The sequence below is a fragment of the Pseudomonas jinjuensis genome (genome assembly GCF_900103845.1).
In the GTDB taxonomy this organism is placed as follows: domain Bacteria; phylum Pseudomonadota; class Gammaproteobacteria; order Pseudomonadales; family Pseudomonadaceae; genus Pseudomonas; species Pseudomonas jinjuensis.
The window spans coordinates 275,005-296,893 of the sequence record NZ_FNIJ01000002.1 but is presented as its reverse complement, the minus strand read 5'-3'; the positions used below and the strand labels follow the sequence as shown (position 1 = coordinate 296,893).

Here is a 21,889-nt window from a genome sequence, read left to right as displayed (position 1 = left end):
CGTCAGACGGCCATCAGGTCCGCTTCCTTGGCTTCCAGTGCCTTCTCGATCTCGGCGACGAACTTGTCGGTCAGCTTCTGGATCTCGTCGCCGGCGCGGCGCTCGTCGTCCTCGCTGATTTCCTTCTCTTTCTGCAGGTCCTTCAGCTGGGCCAGGGCATCGCGACGGATGTTGCGCACGGAAACGCGGGCCTGCTCGGCTTCGGCGCGGGCCTGCTTGGTGAAGCCCTTGCGGGTTTCCTCGGTCAGGGCCGGCATCGGCACACGGATGGTGGTGCCGGCGGTAGCCGGGTTCAGGCCCAGGTCCGAGGTCATGATGGCCTTTTCCACGGCCTGGATCATGCTCTTGTCGAACACGCTCAGGGCCAGGGTGCGGGAGTCCTCGACGGTGATGTTGGCCACCTGGCGCAGCGGAGTGTCAGCGCCGTAGTAGGAGACCATCACGCTGTCCAGGATGCTCGGGTGAGCACGGCCGGTACGAATCTTGGCGAAAGCGTGGCCCAGGGCTTCCAGGCTCTTGCCCATGCGTTCCTGGGCGTCCTTCTTGATCTCGTTGATCATCTCAATCCTCCTCGATCAGGGTGCCTTCCGCACCACCAACAACAATATTCAGCAACGCGCCCGGCTTGTTCATGTTGAACACCCGCAGCGGCATCTTCTGGTCGCGGCACAGGCAGATGGCGGTCAGGTCCATCACGCCCAGCTTGCGATCAAGCACTTCGTCATAGGTCAGACGGTCGAACTTCTCGGCGTTCGGGTCCTTGAAAGGATCGGCAGTGTACACGCCGTCGACCTTGGTCGCCTTGAGAACCACGTCGGCATCGATCTCGATCGCCCGCAGGCAGGCGGCCGAATCGGTGGTGAAGAAGGGATTGCCGGTACCGGCGGAGAAAATCACCACCTCGCCACTGGCCAGGTGACGCATGGCCTTGCGGCGATCGTAGTGATCGGTGACGCCGACCATGGTGATGGCCGACATGACGATGGCCGTGATGTTCGAACGCTCCAGGGCGTCGCGCATGGCCAGTGCGTTCATTACGGTGGCGAGCATGCCCATGTGGTCGCCGGTCACCCGGTCCATGCCGGCGGCGGACAGCGCCGAGCCGCGGAACAGGTTGCCGCCGCCGATCACCAGGCCGACCTGGACGCCGATGCCGACCAGCTGGCCGATTTCCAGCGCCATGCGGTCCAGCACCTTCGGATCGATGCCGAACTCTTCAGATCCCATCAGGGCTTCGCCGCTCAGTTTTAGAAGAATGCGTTTATAGCGAGGTTGACGAGAGCCCAACTGCTGAGCCATGACCTTTTTCTCCTGCGGCGATTTTGAATGCTAGGCACCCTCATGGTGCCGATTTCGGAAGCATGGACCAGCCAGGCTTGCGGCGCCTGCGACCCGCCGTGCGGGCATGCGCCGTGGAAGCCGCCCCGATGGCCTCCCCAGTTTGACGAAGAGGCCGCGCGCGTGAGCGGGCAGCCTCTTGCGGGGCGACAGTCGCTGACTGTCTTACTGCTTGGAAGCGGCTACTTGAGCAGCAACCTCGGCAGCGAAGTCGGCCTCGACCTTCTCGATGCCCTCGCCCACTTCGAAGCGGATGAAGGAAACGATTTCGGCGCCAGCTTTCTTGGCCAGATCACCGACCTTGACTTCCGGATCCTTGACGAAGGCCTGCTCGACCAGGCTGGCTTCGGCGAGGAACTTGGAGATACGGCCCTTGACCATGTTCTCCACGATGTTCTCCGGCTTGCCGGCGATCTTGTCGGCGTTCAGCTGCAGGAAGATTTCCTTTTCCTTGGCGACCAGCTCTTCGGAGACGTCGGCCGGGCTCAGAACGGCCGGGTTGCTGGCAGCCACGTGCATGGCGATGTCACGGGCCAGCTCGACGTTGCCGCCCTTCAGGGTGACCAGAACGCCGATGCGGTGACCGTGCAGGTAGGCACCAACCACGTCGCCTTCGGCGCGAGCCAGACGACGGATGTTGACGTTCTCGCCGCACTTGGCTACCAGCGCCTCGCGAGCGGATTCCTGTTCGGCGACCAGCGGAGCCACGTCGGTCAGCTTCTGCTCGAAAGCCTTGTCCAGGCTGGCGGCGACGAAGCCCTTGAAGTCGTCCTGCAGGGCCAGGAAGTCGGTCTGCGAGTTGACTTCGATGATGGTGGCAGCCTTGGCGTCTTCAGAAACCTTGACGGCGATGGAGCCTTCGGCGGCGATGTTGCCGGCCTTCTTGGCAGCCTTGATGGCACCGGAAGCGCGCATGTCGTCGATGGCCTTCTCGATGTCGCCACCGGCAGCTACCAGCGCCTTCTTGCATTCCATCATGCCCTGGCCGGTACGCTCGCGCAGTTCCTTGACCAGTGCTGCAGTAATCTCTGCCATTTCGAAACCCTCTTGAGTTGCTCTCAAAACCAGATCGCCCGGCGGGCCGGGCGGGAATTCAGGGGTGGCAAAAAGGGGGCCTAGCCCCCTTCCTGCGCACCGTCGGACGTCTGGACGTCCCGCGATCAGCCTTCGGCGGATTCGGCCGGCGCTTCTTCGACGAACTCGTCAGCACCGCCTTGAGCGTTCTGACGACCGCGCAGAACGGCTTCGGCCATCGAGCCCAGGTACAGCTGAACGGCGCGGATGGCGTCGTCGTTGCCCGGGATGACGTAGTCAACACCTTCCGGGCTGCTGTTGGTATCGACGATGCCGATGACCGGGATGCCCAGCTTGTTGGCTTCGGTGATGGCGATGCGCTCGTGGTCGACGTCGATCACGAACAGCGCGTCCGGCAGGCCACCCATGTCCTTGATGCCGCCCAGGCTGCGATCCAGTTTTTCCAGATCACGGCTGCGCATCAGGGCTTCTTTCTTGGTCAGCTTGGCGAAGGTGCCGTCCTGGGACTGGGTTTCCAGTTCGCGCAGGCGCTTGATCGACTGACGGATGGTCTTGTAGTTGGTCAGCATGCCGCCCAGCCAGCGGTGGTCGACATACGGCATGCCGCAACGGGCAGCTTCTTCGCGAACGATCTTGCCGGCGGAACGCTTGGTGCCGACGAACAGGATCTTGTTCTTGCCCTGGGCCAGGCGCTCAACGAAGGTCAGGGCCTCGTTGAACATCGGCAGAGTCTTTTCCAGGTTGATGATGTGGATCTTGTTGCGCGCGCCGAAAATGAACTTGCCCATTTTCGGGTTCCAGTAACGGGTCTGGTGGCCGAAGTGCACACCGGCCTTCAGCATATCGCGCATGTTGACTTGGGACATGATGATTCCTCTATAAGTCGGGTTGGGCCTCCATGCATCCCAATGACCAACCCCCGATTCAGTCGGAAGGCACCCAGGCCATCGTGTCGATGCATGTGTGGGTTTAGTGCTCCGGATGACTCACAGCCTCCAAAGCGGGGCGCTTTATACCACAGAAAGCGCCCCTCGGCTACCGGCCCGAAGCGGGCCTGGATGATGGCACCACTCATAAAAGAGGCCGGAAACTGATAAGATACCGGCTTTTCCGCCTGCGTCCGAGAGCTCCCATGACCGTCACCATCAAGACGCCCGATGAAATCGAGAAAATGCGCATCGCCGGCCGCCTGGCCGCCGAAGTACTGGAAATGATCGGCGAGCACGTCAAGCCCGGCGTCACCACCGACGAACTGGACCGCATCTGCCACGACTACATCGTCAACGAGCAGAAGGCCATTCCGGCGCCGCTGAACTACAAGGGCTTCCCCAAGTCGATCTGCACCTCGATCAACCACGTCGTCTGCCACGGCATCCCCAACGACAAGCCGCTGAAGGACGGCGACATCGTCAACATCGACATCACGGTGATCAAGGACGGCTACCACGGCGACACCAGCAAGATGTTCCTGGTCGGCAAGACCCCGGAATGGGCCGACCGCCTCTGCCAGATCACCCAGGAATGCCTGTACAAGGGCATCGCCCTGGTCCGCCCGGGCGCGCGCCTCGGCGACATCGGCGAAGTGATCCAGAAGTACGCCGAGAAGAACGGCTTCTCGGTGGTCCGCGAATACTGCGGCCACGGCATCGGCAAGGTGTTCCACGAGGAGCCGCAGGTGCTGCACTACGGCCGCGCCGGCACCGGCATGGAACTGAAGGAAGGCATGACCTTCACCATCGAGCCGATGATCAACCAGGGCCGCGCGGAAACCCGCCTGCTCGGCGACGGCTGGACCGCCATCACCAAGGACCGCAAGCTGTCCGCGCAATGGGAGCACACCGTGCTGGTCACCGCCGACGGCTACGAGATCCTCACCCTGCGCAACGACGAGACGTTCCCGCGCACTTCGGCCTGACCGGTTTGCAATATCGCCGACGGCTGGGTAGAACGTAGAAAGCCCAGCCCGGCGCTGCGCCAGGCCACGCCCGGCACGCAGCCTGCCCCTGCCCTCCTCCCCCAGCCCAAAGGAAGGCCGCCAATGCCCCAGGTGGATCCCGAATTGTTCGACCGTGGGCAGTTCCAGGCGGAACTGGCCCTCAAGTCCAGCCCCATCGCCGCCTTCAAGAAGGCCATTCGCCAGGCCGACGAAGTGCTCAACGCCCGCTTTCTCGGCGGACGCGACATCCGCCGCCTGATCGAGGACCGCGCCTGGTTCGTCGACCAGATCCTGCAGCAGGCCTGGCAGCGCTTCGACTGGGGCGACGACGCCGACATCGCGCTGGTCGCCGTGGGTGGCTACGGGCGCGGCGAACTGCACCCGCATTCGGACATCGACATCCTCGTCCTGCTCGACAGCGAGGACCAGGAAGCCTTCCGCGAGCCGATCGAGGGCTTCCTCACCCTGCTCTGGGACATCGGCCTGGAAGTCGGCCAGAGCGTGCGCTCGGTGAACGAATGCGCCGAGGAGGCGCGCGCCGACCTCACCGTGGTCACCAACCTGATGGAGTGCCGCACCATTTCCGGCCCCGACAGCCTGCGCCTGCGCATGCTGGAAGCCACCAGCACCGAGCACATGTGGCCGAGCGGGCAGTTCTACCTGGCCAAGCGCAAGGAGCAGATCCACCGCCACGCCAAGTACAACGACACCGAGTACAACCTCGAACCCAACATCAAGGGCTCGCCCGGCGGCCTGCGCGACCTGCAGACCCTGCTCTGGGTGGCCCGCCGGCATTTCGGCAGCCTCAACCTGCACGCCCTGGCGAAGGAAGGCTTCCTGGTGGAAAGCGAGTGCAGCACCCTCGCCTCCTCCCAGGAATTCCTCTGGAAGGTCCGCTACGCCCTGCACATGCTCGCCGGGCGCGCCGAGGACCGCCTGCTGTTCGACCACCAGCGGCGCATCGCCAGCCTGCTCGGCTACGAAGGCAACAACGCCAAGCTGGCCGTCGAGCTGTTCATGCAGAAGTACTACCGGGTGGTGATGGCGATTTCCGAGCTCAACGACCTGATCATGCAACACTTCGAGGAAGTGATCCTGCGGGTCGGCGAGAAGGGCCATATCCAGCCGCTGAACAGCCGTTTCCAGCTGCGCGACGGCTACCTGGAAGTGACCCACCCGAACGTCTTCAAGCGCACCCCGTTCGCCCTGCTGGAAGTCTTCGTGCTGCTGGCGCAGAACCCGACCATCAAGGGCCTGCGTACCGACACCATCCGCCTGCTGCGCGACAGCCGGCACCTGATCGACGAAGACTTCCGCCACGACATCCGCAACACCAGCCTGTTCATCGAGCTGTTCAGGTGCCGCGAGGGCATCCACCGCAACCTGCGGCGGATGAACCGCTACGGCATCCTCGGCCTGTACCTGCCGGAGTTCGGCCAGATCGTCGGACAGATGCAGCACGACCTGTTCCACATCTATACGGTGGACGCGCACACCCTCAACCTGATCAAGCACCTGCGCAAGCTGCAGCGTCCGGACATGGCGGAAAAGTACCCGCTGGCCAGCAAGATCATGGAGCGCCTGCCCAAGCCCGAGCTGATCTACCTCGCCGGGCTCTACCACGACATCGCCAAGGGCCGCGGCGGCGACCACTCGGAGCTGGGCGCCGACGACGCCGAGCGCTTCTGCCAGCGGCACCAGCTGCCGCAGTGGGACACCCACCTGATCTCATGGCTGGTGAAGAACCACCTGGTGATGTCCACCACGGCCCAGCGCAAGGACCTTTCCGACCCGCAGGTGATCTTCGACTTCGCCCAGCTGGTCGGCGACCAGACCCGCCTGGACTACCTCTACGTGCTCACCGTGGCCGACATCAACGCCACCAACCCGAGCCTGTGGAACTCCTGGCGCGCCAGCCTGCTGCGCCAGCTCTACACCGAGACCAAGCGCGCCCTGCGCCGCGGCCTGGAGAACCCGGTGGACCGCGAGGAGCAGATCCGCCAGACGCAGAGCGCGGCGATCGACATCCTGGTGCGCAGCGGCACCGACCAGGACGACGCCGAGCAGCTGTGGAGCCAGCTCGGCGACGACTACTTCCTGCGCCACACCGCCAGCGACGTGGCCTGGCACACCGAGGCGATCCTCCAGCACCCGCACGATGGCGCGCCGCTGGTGCTGATCAAGGAAATCACCCAGCGCGAATTCGAGGGCGGCACGCAGATCTTCATCTATGCCGCCGACCAGCACGACTTCTTCGCCGTGACCGTGGCGGCGATGGACCAGCTCAACCTGAACATCCAGGACGCGAGGGTCATCACCTCGACCAGCCAGTTCACCCTCGACACCTACATAGTGCTGGATGCCGACGGCGGCTCGATCGGCGACGATCCCCAGCGGATCGCCGAGATTCGCCAGGGCCTGGTCGACGTGCTGAAGAACCCGGACGAATACCCGTCGATCATCCAGCGCCGCGTACCGCGCCAGCTCAAGCATTTCGCCTTCGAGCCGCGGGTGACCATTTCCACCGATGCGATGCGCCAGGTCAGCGTGCTCGAACTGACCGCCCCCGACCGCCCGGGCCTGCTGGCGCGGGTCGGGCGCATCTTCCTCGACTTCGACCTGTCGGTGCAGAACGCCAAGATCGCCACCCTCGGCGAACGGGTGGAAGACGTGTTCTTCGTCACCGACGCGCGCAACCAGCCGCTTTCCGATCCGGAACTCTGCCAGCGCCTGCAAGCGGCGCTGGTCGAACAACTGTCACAGGCCAACGGGCAGGACACCATGCCCGTCCGTATCAGCATCTGAAGAGAAGCCGCATGAACCACGCCCTCGACCTGCTTCAGCCCTATCCTTTCGAAAAGCTCCGCGCCCTGCTGGCGGGCGCCCAGCCGCCGGCCGGGCTGAAGCCGATCGCCCTGTCCATCGGCGAGCCCAAGCACCGCTCGCCGAGCTTCGTCGCCGAAGCCCTGAGCGCCAACCTCGACCAGTTGGCGGTCTACCCGACCACCGCCGGCCTTCCCGCCCTGCGCGAGGCCATCGTTCGCTGGTGCGAAAACCGCTTCAGGGTCCCGGCCGGCTGGCTGGATGCCGCCCGCCACGTGCTGCCGGTGAACGGCACCCGCGAGGCGCTGTTCTCCTTCACCCAGGCGGTGGTCGATCGCGAAGCCAACGGCCTGGTGGTCAGCCCCAACCCCTTCTACCAGATCTACGAAGGCGCGGCGCTGCTCGCCGGCGCCCAGCCGCACTACCTGCCGTGCCGCGCGGAGAACGGCTTCAATCCGGACTTCGACGCGGTGCCGGCGGACGTCTGGCAGCGCTGCCAGATCCTCTTCCTCTGCTCCCCGGGCAACCCCACCGGCGCGCTGGTGCCGCTGGAAACCCTGAAGAAGCTGATCGCCCTGGCCGACCAGCACGATTTCGTCATCGCCGCCGACGAGTGCTACAGCGAGCTGTACTTCGACGAGCACAACCCGCCGCCCGGCCTGCTCACCGCCTGCGCCGAACTGGGTCGCTCGGACTTCCGCCGCTGCGTGGTGTTCCACAGCCTGTCCAAGCGCTCCAACCTGCCGGGCCTGCGCTCCGGCTTCGTCGCCGGCGATGCCGAGGTGCTGAAGAAATTCCTCCTCTACCGCACCTACCACGGCTGCGCCATGCCGGTGCAGACCCAACTGGCCAGCATCGCCGCCTGGGACGACGAGGTCCACGTGCGCGCCAACCGCGTGCTCTATCGCGAGAAGTTCGATGCGGTGCTGCAGATCCTTTCCGGCGTGCTCGACGTGCAACGCCCGGACGGCAGCTTCTACCTGTGGCCGAAGACGCCGGTGAGCGACACCGAATTCACCCGCGAACTGTTCGCCCGCCAGCACGTCACCGTGGTGCCGGGTTCCTATCTTTCGCGCGAGGTGGATGGCGAGAACCCGGGCGCCAACCGGGTGCGCATGGCGCTGGTCGCGCCGCTGGCGGAGTGCGTGGAAGCGGCGGAGCGGATCCGTACCTTCGTGCAGTCCCTCTAAGCAGGACTCCGTAGGGTGGATCACGCTTCACCGATCCACCACGGCCGCGCAGGCGGCCCCGGAATGGTGGATGGAAAAGCGCCATCCACCCTACGTTTCGCTGATCCCCATCTGTTTCGACCAGGGAAAAGAAAAGCCGGCGAATCGTCGCCGGCTTTTCTTGAGCGGCTGTCTCAGGCCAGCCTGATCTCCCGGCCGGGCACATCCTCCCGGACCCTGCGCAGCTCGGCGGCGCCTTGGTTGAGCTCATGGACCGCCTTGAGCAGGCGCTGGCGCAGCAGTTCGTCCTTTATCTGGTCCGCCGCCCGCATGGCCTCGATCGCCGCCGCCTCGTTGCTGGCCGCCACGGAATCCAGGACCTTGCGCAGGTTTTTCGTTGCGCGGTGCACTTCGATACTCCTTCTGAAAACTGCGTGCACCATAGGACAACAATATTTCCGAGAGATTTCAGTGACTTGGGTTCGGACAAACGGCACATGAGGCAATTTACCGCAGCGCAGGGACGCTTTGACGTGCGAATGCGGCAGCCCATGGCATAATCGCCGACCGACTTTCCAGGATATCGAGGACGAGGTTTCGGCATCGCCTGAACCCAGGAACGAAATGGCTTACACGATTTACGGAATCAAGGCGTGCGACACCATGAAGAAGGCCCGCACCTGGCTGGAAGAACGTGGCGTCGACTATGCCTTCCATGACTACAAGGCCAGCGGCATCGACCGCGAGCACCTGCAGCAGTGGTGCCGCGAGCACGGCTGGGAAACCGTGCTGAACCGCGCCGGCACCACCTTCCGCAAGCTCGACGACGCGCAGAAGGCCGATCTCGACGAGGCGAAGGCCATCGAGCTGATGCTCGCCCAGCCGTCGATGATCAAGCGCCCGGTGCTCGACCTCGGCGAGCGTACCCTGGTCGGTTTCAAGCCCGACGCCTATGCCCAGGCATTGAGCTGAGGACTGTCCGGTGACGATCTCCTGGGCATTGTTCCTCCCCGCCTGCTTCGCCCTGAACATGGCGCCGGGACCGAACAACCTGCTGTCGCTGAACAATGCCGCGCGCTTCGGCCTGCCCCGCGCCAGCCTTGCCGGCAGCGGCCGTCTGCTGGCCTTCGCCGGCATGCTGGCGCTCGCCGCCTCCGGGCTGGCGCTGGTGCTGCAGGCTTCTGCCTGGCTGTTCCTGGCGATCAAGGTCGGCGGCGCCGCCTACCTGCTGTGGCTGGCGCTGCAGCTCTGGCGCGCACCGGCGCAGCCGCTCGTCGCCGGCGATGGGCAGGCTTCCGCCAACCTCTGGCGCCTGGCGCGCCAGGAGTTCTGGGTGGCGGCGGGCAACCCGAAGGCAATCCTGATCTTCACCGCTTTCCTGCCGCAGTTCGTCGATCCGCGGCAACCCGTGGGCGCCCAGTTCGCCCAGCTCGGCGCAGCCTTCCTGGTCCTGGAATGGCTGGCCATCGCCCTTTACGGGCTCGCCGGGGTTCATCTCGGCAAGCTGCTCGCCGGCGCTCGCGCCCGGCGCCTGTTCAACCGTGGTTGTGCCGCGCTGCTCGGCAGCGCCGGCCTGGGCCTGTTGCTCAGCCGCCGTCCGGCCTGACCCCTTTCATTTCGAGGAATCATCCATGTCCCAATCCCTGTTCAGCCTGGCCTTCGGTGTCGGCACCCAGAACCGCCAGGGCGCCTGGCTGGAAGTCTTCTACCAGCAGCCGCTGCTCAATCCCGCCGCCGAAGTCGTCGCCGCCGTCGCTCCGCTGCTCGCCTACGAAGGCGGCAACCAGGCCATCGCCTTCAGCACCCAGCAGGCCTACCAGCTGGCCGACGCGCTGAAGGGCGTCGATGCCGCCCAGTCCGCCCTGCTCAACCGCCTGGCGGAAAGCCAGAAGCCGCTGGTCGCCACCCTGCTCGCCGAAGACGCGGGTCCGTCCTCGACGCCCGAGGCCTACCTGAAGCTGCACCTGCTCTCCCACCGCCTGGTCAAGCCGCACGGCCTGAACCTCGCCGGCATCTTCGCCCTGCTGCCGAACGTCGCCTGGACCAACCAGGGCGCCGTCGACCTCGCAGAACTGGCCGAGCTGCAACTGGAAGCACGCCTGAAGGGCCAACTGCTGGAAGTCTTCTCGGTGGACAAGTTCCCGAAAATGACCGACTACGTGGTCCCGGCCGGCGTGCGCATCGCCGATACCGCCCGCGTGCGCCTGGGCGCCTACATCGGTGAAGGCACCACCGTGATGCACGAAGGCTTCGTCAACTTCAACGGCGGCACCGAAGGCCCGGGCATGATCGAAGGCCGCGTCTCCGCCGGCGTGTTCGTCGGCAAGGGCTCCGACCTCGGCGGCGGCTGCTCGACCATGGGCACCCTGTCCGGCGGCGGCAACATCGTCATCAGCGTCGGCGAAGGCTGCCTGATCGGCGCCAACGCCGGCATCGGCATCCCGCTGGGCGACCGCAACATCGTCGAAGCCGGCCTGTACGTCACCGCCGGCACCAAGGTCGCCATGCTGGACGACCGGAACGAGCTGGTCAAGGTGGTCAAGGGCCGTGACCTGGCCGGCCAGCCGGACCTGCTGTTCCGCCGCAATTCGCAGACCGGCGCGGTGGAGTGCAAGACCAACAAGACCGCCGTCGAGCTGAACGAAGCGCTGCACGCGAACAACTGATGGAAGCCACGGGCTGCAAGTCATAAGCTGCAAGTCACCCCGCAGCCCTGACTTGCAGCCTGAGGCTCGTAGCTTATGGCTCTCACCTCTCCCTGGCGTTCCGCCTTCCCCGCCCTCGCCGCTTTCGCCGCCGAAGGCCAGACCTACCTCGACAGCGCCGCCACGGCGCAGAAGCCGCAGGCGCTGATCGATGCGCTGTGCACCTACTACCGCACCGGCGCGGCCAACGTGCATCGTGCCCAGCACCTGCCCGGCGAACGCGCCACCCGCGCCTTCGAGGCGACCCGCGGCAAGCTGGCCAACTGGCTGAACGGCGGCAGCCCGGCGCAGATCGTCTTCACCAGCGGCACCACCGAGGCCATCAACCTGCTGGCCTATGGCCTGGAGGCCCAGCTCCGGCCCGGCGGGCAGATCGTCATCAGCGCCCTGGAACACCACGCCAACCTGCTGCCCTGGCAGCGCCTGGCACAACGCCGTGGCCTGGAACTGGTGGTGCTGCCGCTGGACGACCGCGGCATCGTCGACCTGGCGGGAGCCGCCCGCCTGATCGGCCCGCGCACCCAGCTGCTGGCGGTCAGCCAGCTGTCCAACGTGCTCGGCACCTGGCAGCCGCTGCCGGAGCTGCTCGCCCTGGCCCGCGCCCAAGGTGCATTGACGGTGGTGGATGGTGCGCAGGGCGCGGTCCATGGCCGGCACAACCTGTCGGCACTGGGCTTCGACTTCTACGCCTTCTCCAGTCACAAGCTCTACGGCCCGGACGGCCTCGGCGTGCTCTGGGGACGGCCGGAAGCGCTGGAACGCCTGGCGCACTGGCAGTTCGGCGGCGAGATGGTGCGCGTGGCGGACTACCAGACGGCCGAGTTCCACGCCGCGCCTATGGGCTTCGAGGCCGGCACCCCGCCGATCGACGCGGTGATCGGGCTCGGCGCCAGCCTGGACTGGCTGATGGCGCAGGACGAAGTGGAAGTGGCCGCCCATGAGGACTTCCTGCACGCCGCCCTGCTCGCCGGGCTGGAAGCCCGCGATGGCGTGAGCATCCTCGGCGAGCCGCAGATCGCGCTGGCCAGCTTCACCGTGGACGGCGTGCACAGCGCCGATCTGTCGCACCTGCTCACCGAGCAGGGCATCGCCGTACGCACCGGCCATCACTGCGCCATGCCGCTGCTGAAGAGCCTCGGCGTCGGCAGCGCGGTACGGGTTTCCCTCGGCCTGTACAACGACTCCAGCGATTTGGAGCGCTTCTTCAACGCCCTCGACCGCGCCCTGGAGCTGCTGCGATGAGCCTGCCCGCCGCTGCCGGGGAAGCCCTGCAGGCCTTCTCCCGCGAACCCGGCTGGGAACAGCGCGCGCGCCTGCTGATGCAGTGGGGCGAGCGCCTGGAACCACTGGACGACGCTGAACGCACCGACGACAACCGCGTGCATGGCTGCGAAAGCCTGGTCTGGCTGGTCGCCGAGCGCCACGACACTGCCTGGCACTTCCGCGCGACCAGCGATGCGCGCCTGCTGCGCGGATTGCTGGCGGTTCTGCTGGCCAGAGTCGACGGGCTTGATGGCAACGAGCTGGCGCAAATCGACCTGGCCGACTGGTTCAACCAGCTCGGCCTCGGCCGCCAGCTCTCGCCGTCGCGCAGCAACGGCCTGAATGCCGTGCTCAAGCGCATGCGCGAACTGACTGCCGGTACGTAATTCAACCTGCGCCGTGGAGCCATGCGTAGGGTGGATAAGATCCATCGATCCACCATGGCCGCGCAACGATGGATGAAAAAAGCCTCATCCACCCTACGAGACATAGCTCCACGCTGGCCAGCCCTCCCCTGTAGGAGCGCACCTGGGCGCGACCGGTCGCGGGCATGGCCCCTACGCTTCGACGGGACATCCGGGTAGGGCGCATAACGCGCCAGCGTTATCCGCCATCACTCGGCACGGAACCTCGACATGGTGGATGGAAAATCACCATCCACCCTACGGACCGCCTCCGCCCCGACGGCCGCCGCCCCTGGAGTTCCTACCGCTCCGATGGCCGCCGCGCGCCGGCCACCAGCTTGTCCACAGCCCGCGCCGCCGCGGCCATGCCAAAGGTCGCGGTGACCATCATCACCGCGCCGAAACCACCGGCGCAGTCCAGCTTCACGCCTTCGCCGACGAAGCTCTTCGACTGGCACACCGTGCCGTCCGGCTTCGGGTAGCGCAGCTGCTCGGTGGAGAACACGCAGGGCACGCTGTAATGCCGCCCCGGAGTGCGCGAGAAGTTATAGTCGCGACGCAGGGTCGAGCGCACCTTGGCCGCCAGCGGGTCGTTGAAGGTCTTGTTCAGGTCGGCGACCTGGATCTGCGTCGGGTCGACCTGCCCGCCGGCGCCGCCGGTGGTGACGATGAGAATCTTGCGCCGCTTGCACCAGGCGATCAGCGCCGCCTTGGCGGCCACGCTGTCGATGCAGTCGATCACCGCGTCCATTTCCGGGGTGATGTAGTCGGCCATGGTCTCGCGGGTGACGAAGTCGGCCACGGCATGCACCCGGCAGGCCGGGTTGATCGCGCGGATGCGCTCGGCCATCGCCTCGACCTTGGGCTTGCCCACCGCGCCATCGAGGGCGTGGATCTGCCGGTTGGTGTTGGTCACGCAGACGTCGTCCAGGTCGAACAGGGAAATCTCGCCGATCCCGCTGCGCGCCAGCGCCTCGGCCGCCCACGAGCCGACGCCGCCGATACCGACCACCGCCACATGGCTGGCAGCCAGGCGCTGCAGGCCTTCGCGCCCGTACAGGCGGGCGATGCCACCGAAACGCTGATCGTCCAACTGCATATTCCACCCCTCCAGAAAACCGGCCGCGCATTCTATAGGGAAGCGGCTCCCGCGTCGGCCCCTGCAACCTTGCTCGAAGCAACCATTCTAAGCCCTGGCGATCCAATCCCCCGAGCCCGCGCCCACCGCCGGGCGGGTGCTATACAGTCCCGGGGACGCGGGGTAGCATGCCGGCCGCCCCTCCCGACCAGAGAATCCATCGCCCTATGCCTGCAAGCAAACTCGGTCTCAATCTGGTGGTGATAGTCGCCCTGGCGGCGCTGTTCACCGGCTTCTGGGCGCTGATCAACCGCCCCGTCAGCGCGCCCGACTGGCCCGAGCAGATTTCCGGCTTCTCCTTCTCGCCGTTCCGCCTGAACCAGGCTCCGCAGAAGAACCAGTACCCGAGCGACGAGGAAATCCGCAAGGACCTGGAGCTGGTCAGCAAGCGCACCGAAAGCATCCGCACCTACTCGGTGGAAGGCACCCTGGCGGACATCCCGCAGTTGGCCGAGGAGTTCGGCCTGCGCGTGACCCTCGGCGTCTGGATCAGCAAGGACGAGGAACGCAACGAGCGCGAGATCGCCAAGGCCATCGAGCTGGCCAACGACTCGCGCAGCGTGGTGCGGGTGACGGTGGGCAACGAAGCGCTGTTCCGCCGCGAGGTCACCCCCGAAAAGCTGATCGGCTATCTCGACCGGGTGCGCGCCGCGGTGAAGGTGCCGGTGAGCACTTCCGAGCAGTGGCACATCTGGCAGGAATATCCGGAGCTGGCCCGCCACGTCGACCTGATCGCCGCCCACGTGCTGCCCTACTGGGAGTTCATCCCCATGGAGGACTCCACCGACTTCGTCCTCGAGCGCGCCAGGGACCTGCGGCAGCTGTTCCCGAAGAAGCCGCTGCTGCTGTCCGAGGTCGGCTGGCCGAGCAACGGCCGCATGCGCGGCGGCGCGAACGCCACCCAGGCCGACCAGGCCATCTACCTGCGCACCCTGCTGCACGAGCTGAACGCCAAGGGCTACAACTACTTCGTCATCGAAGCCTTCGACCAGCCGTGGAAGGCTACCGAGGAAGGTTCGGTGGGCGCCTACTGGGGCGTGTACAACGCCGCGCGGCAGCCGAAGTTCAGCTTCGACGGGCCGGTGGTGGCGATCCCGCAATGGCGGGTGCTGGCCGTGGCCTCGGTGGTGCTGGCGCTGCTCGCCCTGACCCTGCTGATGATCGACAGCAGCGCCCTGCGCCAGCGCGGCCGCACCTTCCTGACCTTCGTCGCCTTCGTCGCCGGCTCGGTGCTGGTGTGGATCGGCTACGACTACAGCCAGCAGTACAGCACCTGGTTCAGCCTGACCGTCGGCGCCCTGCTCGGCATCGGCGCGCTCGGCGTGTTCATCGTACTGCTCACCGAGGCCCACGAGCTGGCCGAGACGGTATGGGTGCGCACGCGCCGCCGGCCGTTCCAGCCGGTGCTGGAGGACACCGGCTACCGGCCCAAGGTATCGATCCACGTGCCCTGCTACAACGAGCCGCCGGAGATGGTGAAGCAGACCCTCGACGCCCTGGCCAACCTCGACTACCCGGACTTCGAAGTCATCATCATCGACAACAACACCAGGGACCCGGCCGTGTGGGAACCGGTGCAGGCCTACTGCGAACAGCTCGGCCCGCGCTTCCGCTTCTTCCACGTCGCGCCACTGGCCGGCTTCAAGGGCGGCGCGCTGAACCATATCCTGCCGCACACCGCGGCGGACGCCGACGTGATCGCGGTGATCGACTCCGACTACTGCGTCGACCGCAACTGGCTGAAGCACATGGTGCCGCACTTCGCCGATCCGAAGATCGCCGTGGTGCAGTCGCCGCAGGACTACCGCGACGGCGAGGAAAGCGCCTTCAAGAAGCTCTGCTACGCCGAGTACAAGGGCTTCTTCCACATCGGCATGGTCACCCGCAACGACCGCGACGCGATCATCCAGCACGGCACCATGACCATGATCCGCCGCACGGTGATGGACGAACTGCAGTGGGCCGACTGGACCATCTGCGAGGACGCCGAGCTGGGCCTGCGCGTGTTCGAGAAGGGCTATTCCGCCGCCTACTCGCACCAGAGCTTCGGCCGCGGGCTGATGCCGGACACCTTCATCGACTACAAGAAGCAGCGCTTCCGCTGGGCCTACGGCGCCATCCAGATCATGAAGGGCCACGCCCGCAGCCTGTTCCTCGGCAAGGATTCGGAGCTGAAGATGGGCCAGCGCTACCACTTCGTCGCCGGCTGGCTGCCGTGGATCGCCGACGGCATGAACATCTTCTTCACCATCGGCGCGCTGCTCTGGTCGGCGGCGATGATCATCGTCCCGCAGCGGGTCGACCCGCCGCTGATGATCTTCGCCATCCCGCCGCTGGCGCTGTTCTTCTTCAAGTTCGGCAAGATCATGTTCCTCTACCGCCGCGCCGTCGGCGTGGGGCTGGCGCGCTCGTTCCAGGCGGCCGTCGCCGGCCTGGCGCTGTCGCACACCATCGCCAAGGCGGTGCTCTACGGGGCGTTCACCAGAACCATCCCGTTCTTCCGCACGCCGAAGATGGCCTCCAACCACGGCATCCTGGTGGCGCTGGCGGAGGCCCGCGAAGAGGTGTTCATCATGCTGCTGCTGTGGGGCGCGGCGCTGGGGATAGTGCTGGTCCAGCCGCAGCGCAGCCCGGACCTGATGTTCTGGGTCTGCATGCTGCTGGTGCAGTCGCTGCCATACCTGGCCGCGCTGGTGATGGCCCTGCTCTCCTCGGCGCCGAAGCCGCACGAGGAGGAGGCGCTGAGCGGCTCGGCGCAGGCCGGTTGAGGCGGGAAGGCGGCGCCTGGTGGAATCAGGCGCCGAGTACTCGGGCGAGCACCGCGCGGACCTTGCCGATGCCCTCGTGCAGGGCCTGCTCGATCTCTTCCATGGTGATGATGCCGCTGGACTTGCCGGCCGCCGGATTCACCACCAGCGACAGGCAGGCGTAGGGCAGCTCCAGTTCGCGGGCCAGCGCCGCCTCGGGCATGCCGGTCATGCCGACGATGTCGCAGCCGTCGCGCTCCAGGCGGGCGATCTCCGCCACCGTCTCCAGGCGCGGGCCCTGGGTCGCGGCATAGACGCCGTGGCTGCTGTGCGGCAGGCCCAGCGCCTGCAGCGCGCCGATCAGCTGCTGGCGCAGGCTTTCGTCATAGGGATGGCTGAAGTCGATGTGGGTGACGTGGTTGATGTCGCCCTCGAAATAGGTGTGCTCGCGGCCCCAGGTGTAGTCGACGATCTGGTGCGGCACGCAGAGGTGGCCGCTGCCCATGGCCGCATGGATGCCGCCGACCGCGTTCACCGCCAGCACCGCCTCGGCGCCGGCCTGCTGGAGCGCCCAGAGGTTGGCGCGGTAGTTGACCTGGTGCGGCGGGAAGCGATGCGGGTGGCCGTGGCGGGCGAGGAACAGCACCTCGCGGCCGGCATACTCGCCGCGCTGGACCGGCGCCGAGGGCGCGCCGTAGGGGGTATCCAGCGGCAGGGAATCCTTCAGGGTCAGGCCTTCCAGCTGGGTCAGGCCGGTGCCGCCGATGATGGCGTAGACAGTCATTTCAAGTCCTCAGTCGATCAGTTGAGCCGTGCGCAGCTCGGCCACCGCCTGTTGCCAGCGCGGCGACTGTTTGCATTCGGTGCCCGGCCAGTTGCGCGCGCGCATCCGCGCCAGACGCGCCGGCGCGGTGACCTTCAGGCGCTGCAGGGCGCTCAGGGCCAGTTCGGCGGCGGCGCGGTCGTTGCACACCAGCCCCATGTCGCAGCCGGCCGACAGCGCCGCCTCGATGCGGCTGGCGGCGTCACCGGCCACGTGGGCGCCGGCCATGGACAGGTCGTCGCTGAAGATCACCCCGTCGAAGCCCAGTTCGCCGCGCAGGATGTCCTGCAGCCAGCGCCGCGAGAAGCCCGCCGGCTGCGCGTCGACCTGTGGATAGATGACATGCGCCGGCATCAGCGCGTCGAGCTGCCCGGAGAGCTGCCGGAACGGAATCAGGTCGCTGGCGCGGATCTGCTCCAGGCTGCGCTCGTCCTCGGGGATCGCCACGTGGGAATCCGCCTCGGCCCAGCCGTGTCCTGGGAAATGCTTGCCGGTCGCGGCCATCCCGGCGGCGTGCATGCCGCGGATGAAGGCGCCGGCCAGTTGCGCGGCGCGCTGCGGATCGCCGTCGAAGGCACGGCTGCCGACCACGGCGCTGCGCTGGTGATCGAGGTCGAGCACCGGGGCGAAGCTGAGGTCCAGCCCGCAGGCCAGCACCTCGGTCGCCATCAGCCAGCCGCACTGCTCGGCCAGGCGCTCGGCATTGGCGTTGTCGGCGATGGCGCGCATCGCCGGCAGCCTGACGAAGCCCTGGCGCAGGCGCTGCACGCGGCCACCTTCCTGGTCCACCGCCAGCAGCAGGTCCGGACGCACGGCGCGAATGGCCGCGCAGAGTTCGCGCACCTGGCGCGGGTGTTCGATGTTGCGGGCGAAGACGATCAGCCCGCCCACCTCGGGATGGCGCAGGATCCGGCGGTCCTCGGCGGTCAGCCAGGTGCCGCCGATGTCGAGCATCAGAGAGCCTTGCATGTGAATTCCTTAATCGATGTCGGTCGCGCGCCACTCGGGACAGGGCGCTTCTTCGATACGCACCGGGCAATGGAGGGGCACGCGGGGGAAGAGTTCCAGCAGGTCGTCGTTGCGCATGCGCACGCAGCCGTGGGAGCCGGGCACGCCCATGGGCTCGCTGTCCGGCGTGCCGTGCAGGTAGATGTAGCGGCGGAAGGTGTCCACGTCGCCCAGGCGGTTGCGTCCGGGCTCGCGGCCGCTCAACCAGAGGATGCGGGTGAGTATCCAGTCGCGCCCGGGGAATGCCTGGTGCAGTTCCGGCGTCCAGACCTCGCCGGTCCAGCGCCGGCCGCGCAGTACCGCTCCGCTGGGCAGCCCGGCGCCGATCTTCGCGCGGACCTGGTGCAGGCCGCGCGGGGTGCAGCCGGAACCGTTGCGTTCACCCGCTCCGTTGGCCGCGGTGGAAACGCTCATGCGCAGTACCAGACGCTCTCCGGAAAAGCCGTAAAGCATCTGATCCGCAAGGGAAATATGCAGGAAATCGAGGGTATCCATGGGCGGCTAGCTTAGCCGATCGGCCAGGCTGCGCCCAGCGTGGTCAGGCCTTGGCCGGGACCTTGTTCTTCGGCTTGAGCTGGGCCTCGGCCAGGGCGGCGTCGGTCACGCCGCTGTCGGCGCGCATGCCGCCGGCGAGGAACGGCACCATCAGCTTCATCACCTGCTCGATCGAGGTGCTCACCCCGTAGTCGTTCTCGGCGATGGCGCGCAGCGCCTTGATCCCGGACATGCTGAAGGCGACGGCGCCGAGCATGAAGTGGATGCGCCAGAACAGCTCGATGGGGGGGAGACGGGGAGCGGCTTCGTTCACCAGCGCCAGGTAGCGGCGGAACACCTTGCCGTACACCTCGTCGAGGTACTTGCGCAGGTGCCCCTGGCTCTGGCTGAACGCCAGCCCCAGCAGGCGCATGAAGATCGACAGGTCGTTGCCACTGCGCGGCGTGACCGCCAGGGTCTGGGTCGCGAGCAGTTCGAGCAGCTCTTCCAGGGTTGCGCGCGGCGCGTCCGGCCGGGCCTGGCGTCGGTCCAGTTCCTTTTCGAGACTGGCGCAGAAAGGCCCGAGGAAGCGCGAGAAGACCGCCTGGATCAGCGCCTTTTTCGAGCCGAAATGGTAATTCACCGCGGCCAGGTTCACCCCGGCCTTGCTGGTGATCAGGCGCAGCGAAGTCTCCGCGAAGCCCTTTTCCGCGAACAGCTGTTCAGCGGCATCGAGGATGCGTTCGACGGTTTCTGACTGGGCCATGGCTACTCCGCCTGACAAACACTTGTTTGAAACATACGTTTCATAAAGTCTCTTTGTCAAGCACGCTACCGGACATTCCCGACAGAAGCATCACCGGAATCGATGCAGGGAAATCGATATTTCGAATTTCCCAGAAGACGTTTCCTGCAGACAAGGAGTTACATCCATTCTCCAGGTCGGCAAATTGTTCGTTGCCAGCCGGCATTCACTGTATATAATCCCAGCAACTGTATAAAAAAACAGAGAAGGGACATGCTGAAGCTGACGCCGCGTCAATCCGAGATCCTCGCCTTCATCAAGCGCTGCCTGGAGGCCAACGGCTATCCCCCCACCCGGGCGGAGATTGCCCAGGAACTCGGCTTCAAATCCCCCAACGCCGCAGAAGAACACCTGAAGGCCCTGGCGCGCAAGGGCGCCATCGAAATGACCCCGGGCGCCTCGCGCGGCATCCGCATCCCCGGCTTCGAGCCGAGCGCGGCGAACGAAGGCGAACTGCCGATCATCGGCCGGGTCGCCGCCGGTGCGCCGATCCTCGCCGAGCAGAACGTCGAGGACTCCTGCCGGATCAATCCGGAATTCTTCAACCCGCGCGCCGACTACCTGCTGCGGGTACGCGGCATGAGCATGAAGGACGTCGGCATCCTCGACGGCGACCTGCTGGCCGTGCATGTCACGCGGGAAGCGCGCAACGGCCAGATCGTCGTCGCCCGCCTCGGCGAGGACGTCACCGTGAAGCGCTTCAAGCGCGAAGGCAACAAGGTCTGGCTGATCGCGGAGAACCCCGAGTTCGCACCGATCGAGGTGGACCTCAAGGAACAGGAACTGACCATCGAAGGGCTGAGCGTCGGCGTCATCCGCCGCTGACCGTCCCACAGGAGTCGCCATGCAGCACCCACATCCGCTGAACCTGCCGCAACTCCCCCTGTTCCAGGAAGCGCTCTGGGCCAGCGGCGACATGCCGCTGCCCGAGCCGCAGCCGGAAAACCCGACCCACGCCTTCAGCGAGATATCGCTGCACGGCCTGCCCGGGCAATGCCTGACGCTGCTGGCGCCGGTACTCAGGGAACTGAGCGAGGAAGAGGATGGCCGCTGGCTGACGCTGATCGCCCCGCCTGCCGCCCTGACCCACGACTGGCTGCGCAAGGCCGGACTGAACCGCGAGCGCATCCTGCTGTTGCAGGCCCGCGATCAGGCGGCGGCGCTGAGCCTGAGCTGCGAAGCCCTGCGCCTGGGCCGCAGCCACACGGTGGTCAGCTGGCTACAGGACCCGGGCAGCAGCACGCGCGAGCAACTGTCCCGCGCTGCCCTGGCCGGGCAGGCGAAAAGTCTGAATATCCGTCTGGGATAGGAATCAGTGCAGGACGCGGGGGGCGTCTTCCGGCATCACGTCGCCGCCTTCGGCGAGACGGCCGGCCAGTTGCACGCCGATATTGAACATCGCCTTGGCGATCTCGATGTGCTGGCCATGCAGGAAGCTCTTGGCATCGGCGGAGAACTCCAGCGTCACCAGCGCCTCCTCGTCATCCGCGCGGCGCAAGACGATGCGCCCGTCGGGCAACTCCACGATTTCCAGAAATGAGGTTGGCATAGCAGGCGTTCTCCAGAGCAGAACGCGTATTGTAACAGCCGCAACCTCGACGCCCTAGTACATCTGCCGCTGGCCTGCCCTGTGGCAGGGCCGTCAAAGCTCGGTCAGGCTGGCGCGGAAGCGCAATACCATTTCCTTCAGGGACTTGCGCCACTCTTCCAGTTCGACATGGCTGAGCGGCTCGGGCGCCTCATCATCCAGGCTGACGGCCTGGATCAGCGGCTGGGTCGGATCAGCCTTGGCCTTCTTCGGCTCGCTCGGCGGCACGAACAGCCCGGCGTAGCCCGCCAGCAACTGCCCGAGCCAGGCTTCCGGCTGCTGCGCCAGTTCGACCAGTTCGGCCAGCTCCGGACTCGGCGCGGCGGCCAGCACTTCCTTGTTGAGCAGTTGCTCGACCCGCGGCGCACCGGCCTGGGGCAGCCGGTAGTAGCCGGCGATCTCGTGGGCGATGCCCAGGACCGCGCCGTACAGGTGGAACAGCGCCGCTTCGCGTTCGGCCTGGATCAGCGCCTGGGCGTTCATCGGGCGCGCCGCTTCGGCCTTGCGCCAGGCTTCCAGGGCCAGGCCGGCGAAATACAGCTTCTGGTTGGTACGGGTATAGAGTTCCTGCGCCATCACAACGCCCTCATGAAAGTCCTTCGGCATTATGGCATCGCCCCGCCAGGCGGGGCG

The 21,889-nt window shown here is 66.3% G+C and carries 23 protein-coding genes; 11 read left to right on the top strand and 12 right to left on the bottom strand.

Annotation, left to right across the window (positions count from 1 at the left end):
* Window positions 1-2: 2 nt before the first annotated feature.
* The 4 genes from frr to rpsB form a co-directional block, all read right to left on the bottom strand.
* Complete coding sequence (gene frr, locus BLR75_RS03790) at window positions 3-560, bottom strand: ribosome recycling factor (RefSeq protein WP_084310031.1); 558 nt, start codon at window positions 558-560, stop codon at window positions 3-5.
* 1 nt (window position 561) lies between these two features.
* On the bottom strand, window positions 562-1,299 hold the full coding sequence (pyrH, locus tag BLR75_RS03785; RefSeq protein ID WP_084310030.1) for a UMP kinase: 738 nt from the start codon (window positions 1,297-1,299) through the stop codon (window positions 562-564).
* A 204-nt stretch (window positions 1,300-1,503) separates the two neighbouring features.
* Window positions 1,504-2,373, bottom strand: a complete 870-nt coding sequence (tsf, locus tag BLR75_RS03780; protein ID WP_084310029.1) for a translation elongation factor Ts — start codon at window positions 2,371-2,373, stop codon at window positions 1,504-1,506.
* Window positions 2,374-2,498: 125 nt separating this feature from the next.
* Window positions 2,499-3,239, bottom strand: a complete 741-nt coding sequence (gene rpsB, locus BLR75_RS03775; RefSeq protein WP_084310028.1) for a 30S ribosomal protein S2 — start codon at window positions 3,237-3,239, stop codon at window positions 2,499-2,501.
* Between the two features lie 266 nt (window positions 3,240-3,505).
* Here rpsB and map point away from each other — a divergent pair, with 266 nt between their 5' ends.
* From map to dapC, 3 genes are all read left to right on the top strand, one after another.
* The gene (map, locus tag BLR75_RS03770; protein WP_084310027.1) at window positions 3,506-4,288 is read left to right on the top strand and encodes a type I methionyl aminopeptidase; all 783 of its coding nucleotides are present in this window, start codon (window positions 3,506-3,508) and stop codon (window positions 4,286-4,288) included.
* A 123-nt stretch (window positions 4,289-4,411) separates the two neighbouring features.
* The gene (locus BLR75_RS03765; RefSeq protein ID WP_084310026.1) at window positions 4,412-7,114 is read left to right on the top strand and encodes a [protein-PII] uridylyltransferase; all 2,703 of its coding nucleotides are present in this window, start codon (window positions 4,412-4,414) and stop codon (window positions 7,112-7,114) included.
* Window positions 7,115-7,125: 11 nt separating this feature from the next.
* Window positions 7,126-8,322, top strand: coding sequence for a succinyldiaminopimelate transaminase (gene dapC / locus BLR75_RS03760; RefSeq protein ID WP_084310025.1), 1,197 nt, complete (start codon window positions 7,126-7,128; stop codon window positions 8,320-8,322).
* A 173-nt stretch (window positions 8,323-8,495) separates the two neighbouring features.
* Here the strand turns inward: dapC and BLR75_RS03755 are convergent, their stop codons facing one another.
* Entirely contained in the window at window positions 8,496-8,711 is a 216-nt protein-coding gene (locus BLR75_RS03755) for a hypothetical protein (protein ID WP_084310024.1), read from the bottom strand.
* A gap of 214 nt (window positions 8,712-8,925) precedes the next feature.
* Here BLR75_RS03755 and BLR75_RS03750 point away from each other — a divergent pair, with 214 nt between their 5' ends.
* From BLR75_RS03750 to BLR75_RS03730, 5 genes are all read left to right on the top strand, one after another.
* Entirely contained in the window at window positions 8,926-9,273 is a 348-nt protein-coding gene (locus tag BLR75_RS03750) for an ArsC family reductase (protein ID WP_084310023.1), read from the top strand.
* Between the two features lie 10 nt (window positions 9,274-9,283).
* Window positions 9,284-9,907: a LysE family translocator gene (locus BLR75_RS03745; RefSeq protein ID WP_084310022.1), complete on the top strand. Its 624-nt coding sequence runs from the start codon at window positions 9,284-9,286 to the stop codon at window positions 9,905-9,907.
* Between the two features lie 25 nt (window positions 9,908-9,932).
* Window positions 9,933-10,967: a 2,3,4,5-tetrahydropyridine-2,6-dicarboxylate N-succinyltransferase gene (gene dapD, locus BLR75_RS03740; RefSeq protein WP_084310021.1), complete on the top strand. Its 1,035-nt coding sequence runs from the start codon at window positions 9,933-9,935 to the stop codon at window positions 10,965-10,967.
* Window positions 10,968-11,042: 75 nt separating this feature from the next.
* Window positions 11,043-12,248 carry an aminotransferase class V-fold PLP-dependent enzyme gene (locus BLR75_RS03735; RefSeq protein ID WP_084310020.1) on the top strand — a complete coding sequence of 402 codons (1,206 nt, stop codon included), beginning with the start codon at window positions 11,043-11,045 and terminating at the stop codon, window positions 12,246-12,248.
* The gene (locus BLR75_RS03730) at window positions 12,245-12,655 is read left to right on the top strand and encodes a SufE family protein (protein WP_084310019.1); all 411 of its coding nucleotides are present in this window, start codon (window positions 12,245-12,247) and stop codon (window positions 12,653-12,655) included. The genes BLR75_RS03735 and BLR75_RS03730 overlap by 4 nt, the downstream gene beginning before the upstream one ends.
* A 319-nt stretch (window positions 12,656-12,974) precedes the next feature.
* Here BLR75_RS03730 and tcdA read toward each other — a convergent pair whose 3' ends face one another.
* Window positions 12,975-13,772, bottom strand: coding sequence for a tRNA cyclic N6-threonylcarbamoyladenosine(37) synthase TcdA (gene tcdA / locus BLR75_RS03725; RefSeq protein ID WP_084310018.1), 798 nt, complete (start codon window positions 13,770-13,772; stop codon window positions 12,975-12,977).
* A gap of 206 nt (window positions 13,773-13,978) precedes the next feature.
* Between tcdA and BLR75_RS03720 the strand changes: the two genes are divergently transcribed.
* On the top strand, window positions 13,979-16,579 hold the full coding sequence (locus BLR75_RS03720) for a glycosyltransferase (RefSeq protein WP_084310017.1): 2,601 nt from the start codon (window positions 13,979-13,981) through the stop codon (window positions 16,577-16,579).
* Window positions 16,580-16,604: 25 nt separating this feature from the next.
* On the opposite strand, the gene BLR75_RS03715 is transcribed toward BLR75_RS03720, so the two are convergent.
* Genes BLR75_RS03715 through BLR75_RS03700 form a run of 4 tightly spaced genes read right to left on the bottom strand, consistent with a single transcriptional unit; the run spans window position 16,605 to window position 19,629 of the window.
* On the bottom strand, window positions 16,605-17,342 hold the full coding sequence (locus BLR75_RS03715; protein ID WP_084310016.1) for an S-methyl-5'-thioinosine phosphorylase: 738 nt from the start codon (window positions 17,340-17,342) through the stop codon (window positions 16,605-16,607).
* A 9-nt stretch (window positions 17,343-17,351) separates the two neighbouring features.
* The gene (nagZ, locus tag BLR75_RS03710) at window positions 17,352-18,350 is read right to left on the bottom strand and encodes a beta-N-acetylhexosaminidase (RefSeq protein WP_084310015.1); all 999 of its coding nucleotides are present in this window, start codon (window positions 18,348-18,350) and stop codon (window positions 17,352-17,354) included.
* Window positions 18,351-18,359: 9 nt separating this feature from the next.
* Window positions 18,360-18,884 carry a L,D-transpeptidase gene (locus BLR75_RS03705; RefSeq protein ID WP_084310014.1) on the bottom strand — a complete coding sequence of 175 codons (525 nt, stop codon included), beginning with the start codon at window positions 18,882-18,884 and terminating at the stop codon, window positions 18,360-18,362.
* Between the two features lie 43 nt (window positions 18,885-18,927).
* On the bottom strand, window positions 18,928-19,629 hold the full coding sequence (locus tag BLR75_RS03700) for a TetR/AcrR family transcriptional regulator (RefSeq protein WP_084310013.1): 702 nt from the start codon (window positions 19,627-19,629) through the stop codon (window positions 18,928-18,930).
* A 252-nt stretch (window positions 19,630-19,881) separates the two neighbouring features.
* Between BLR75_RS03700 and lexA the strand changes: the two genes are divergently transcribed.
* On the top strand, window positions 19,882-20,493 hold the full coding sequence (gene lexA, locus BLR75_RS03695; protein ID WP_084310012.1) for a transcriptional repressor LexA: 612 nt from the start codon (window positions 19,882-19,884) through the stop codon (window positions 20,491-20,493).
* A gap of 19 nt (window positions 20,494-20,512) precedes the next feature.
* Window positions 20,513-20,977: an SOS-induced cell division inhibitor SulA gene (gene sulA, locus BLR75_RS03690; RefSeq protein ID WP_084310011.1), complete on the top strand. Its 465-nt coding sequence runs from the start codon at window positions 20,513-20,515 to the stop codon at window positions 20,975-20,977.
* 3 nt (window positions 20,978-20,980) lie between these two features.
* On the opposite strand, the gene BLR75_RS03685 is transcribed toward sulA, so the two are convergent.
* Window positions 20,981-21,217, bottom strand: a complete 237-nt coding sequence (locus BLR75_RS03685) for a hypothetical protein (protein ID WP_084310010.1) — start codon at window positions 21,215-21,217, stop codon at window positions 20,981-20,983.
* 93 nt (window positions 21,218-21,310) lie between these two features.
* Complete coding sequence (locus BLR75_RS03680; protein ID WP_084310009.1) at window positions 21,311-21,832, bottom strand: DUF6586 family protein; 522 nt, start codon at window positions 21,830-21,832, stop codon at window positions 21,311-21,313.
* Between the last annotated feature and the right edge of the window lie 57 nt (window positions 21,833-21,889).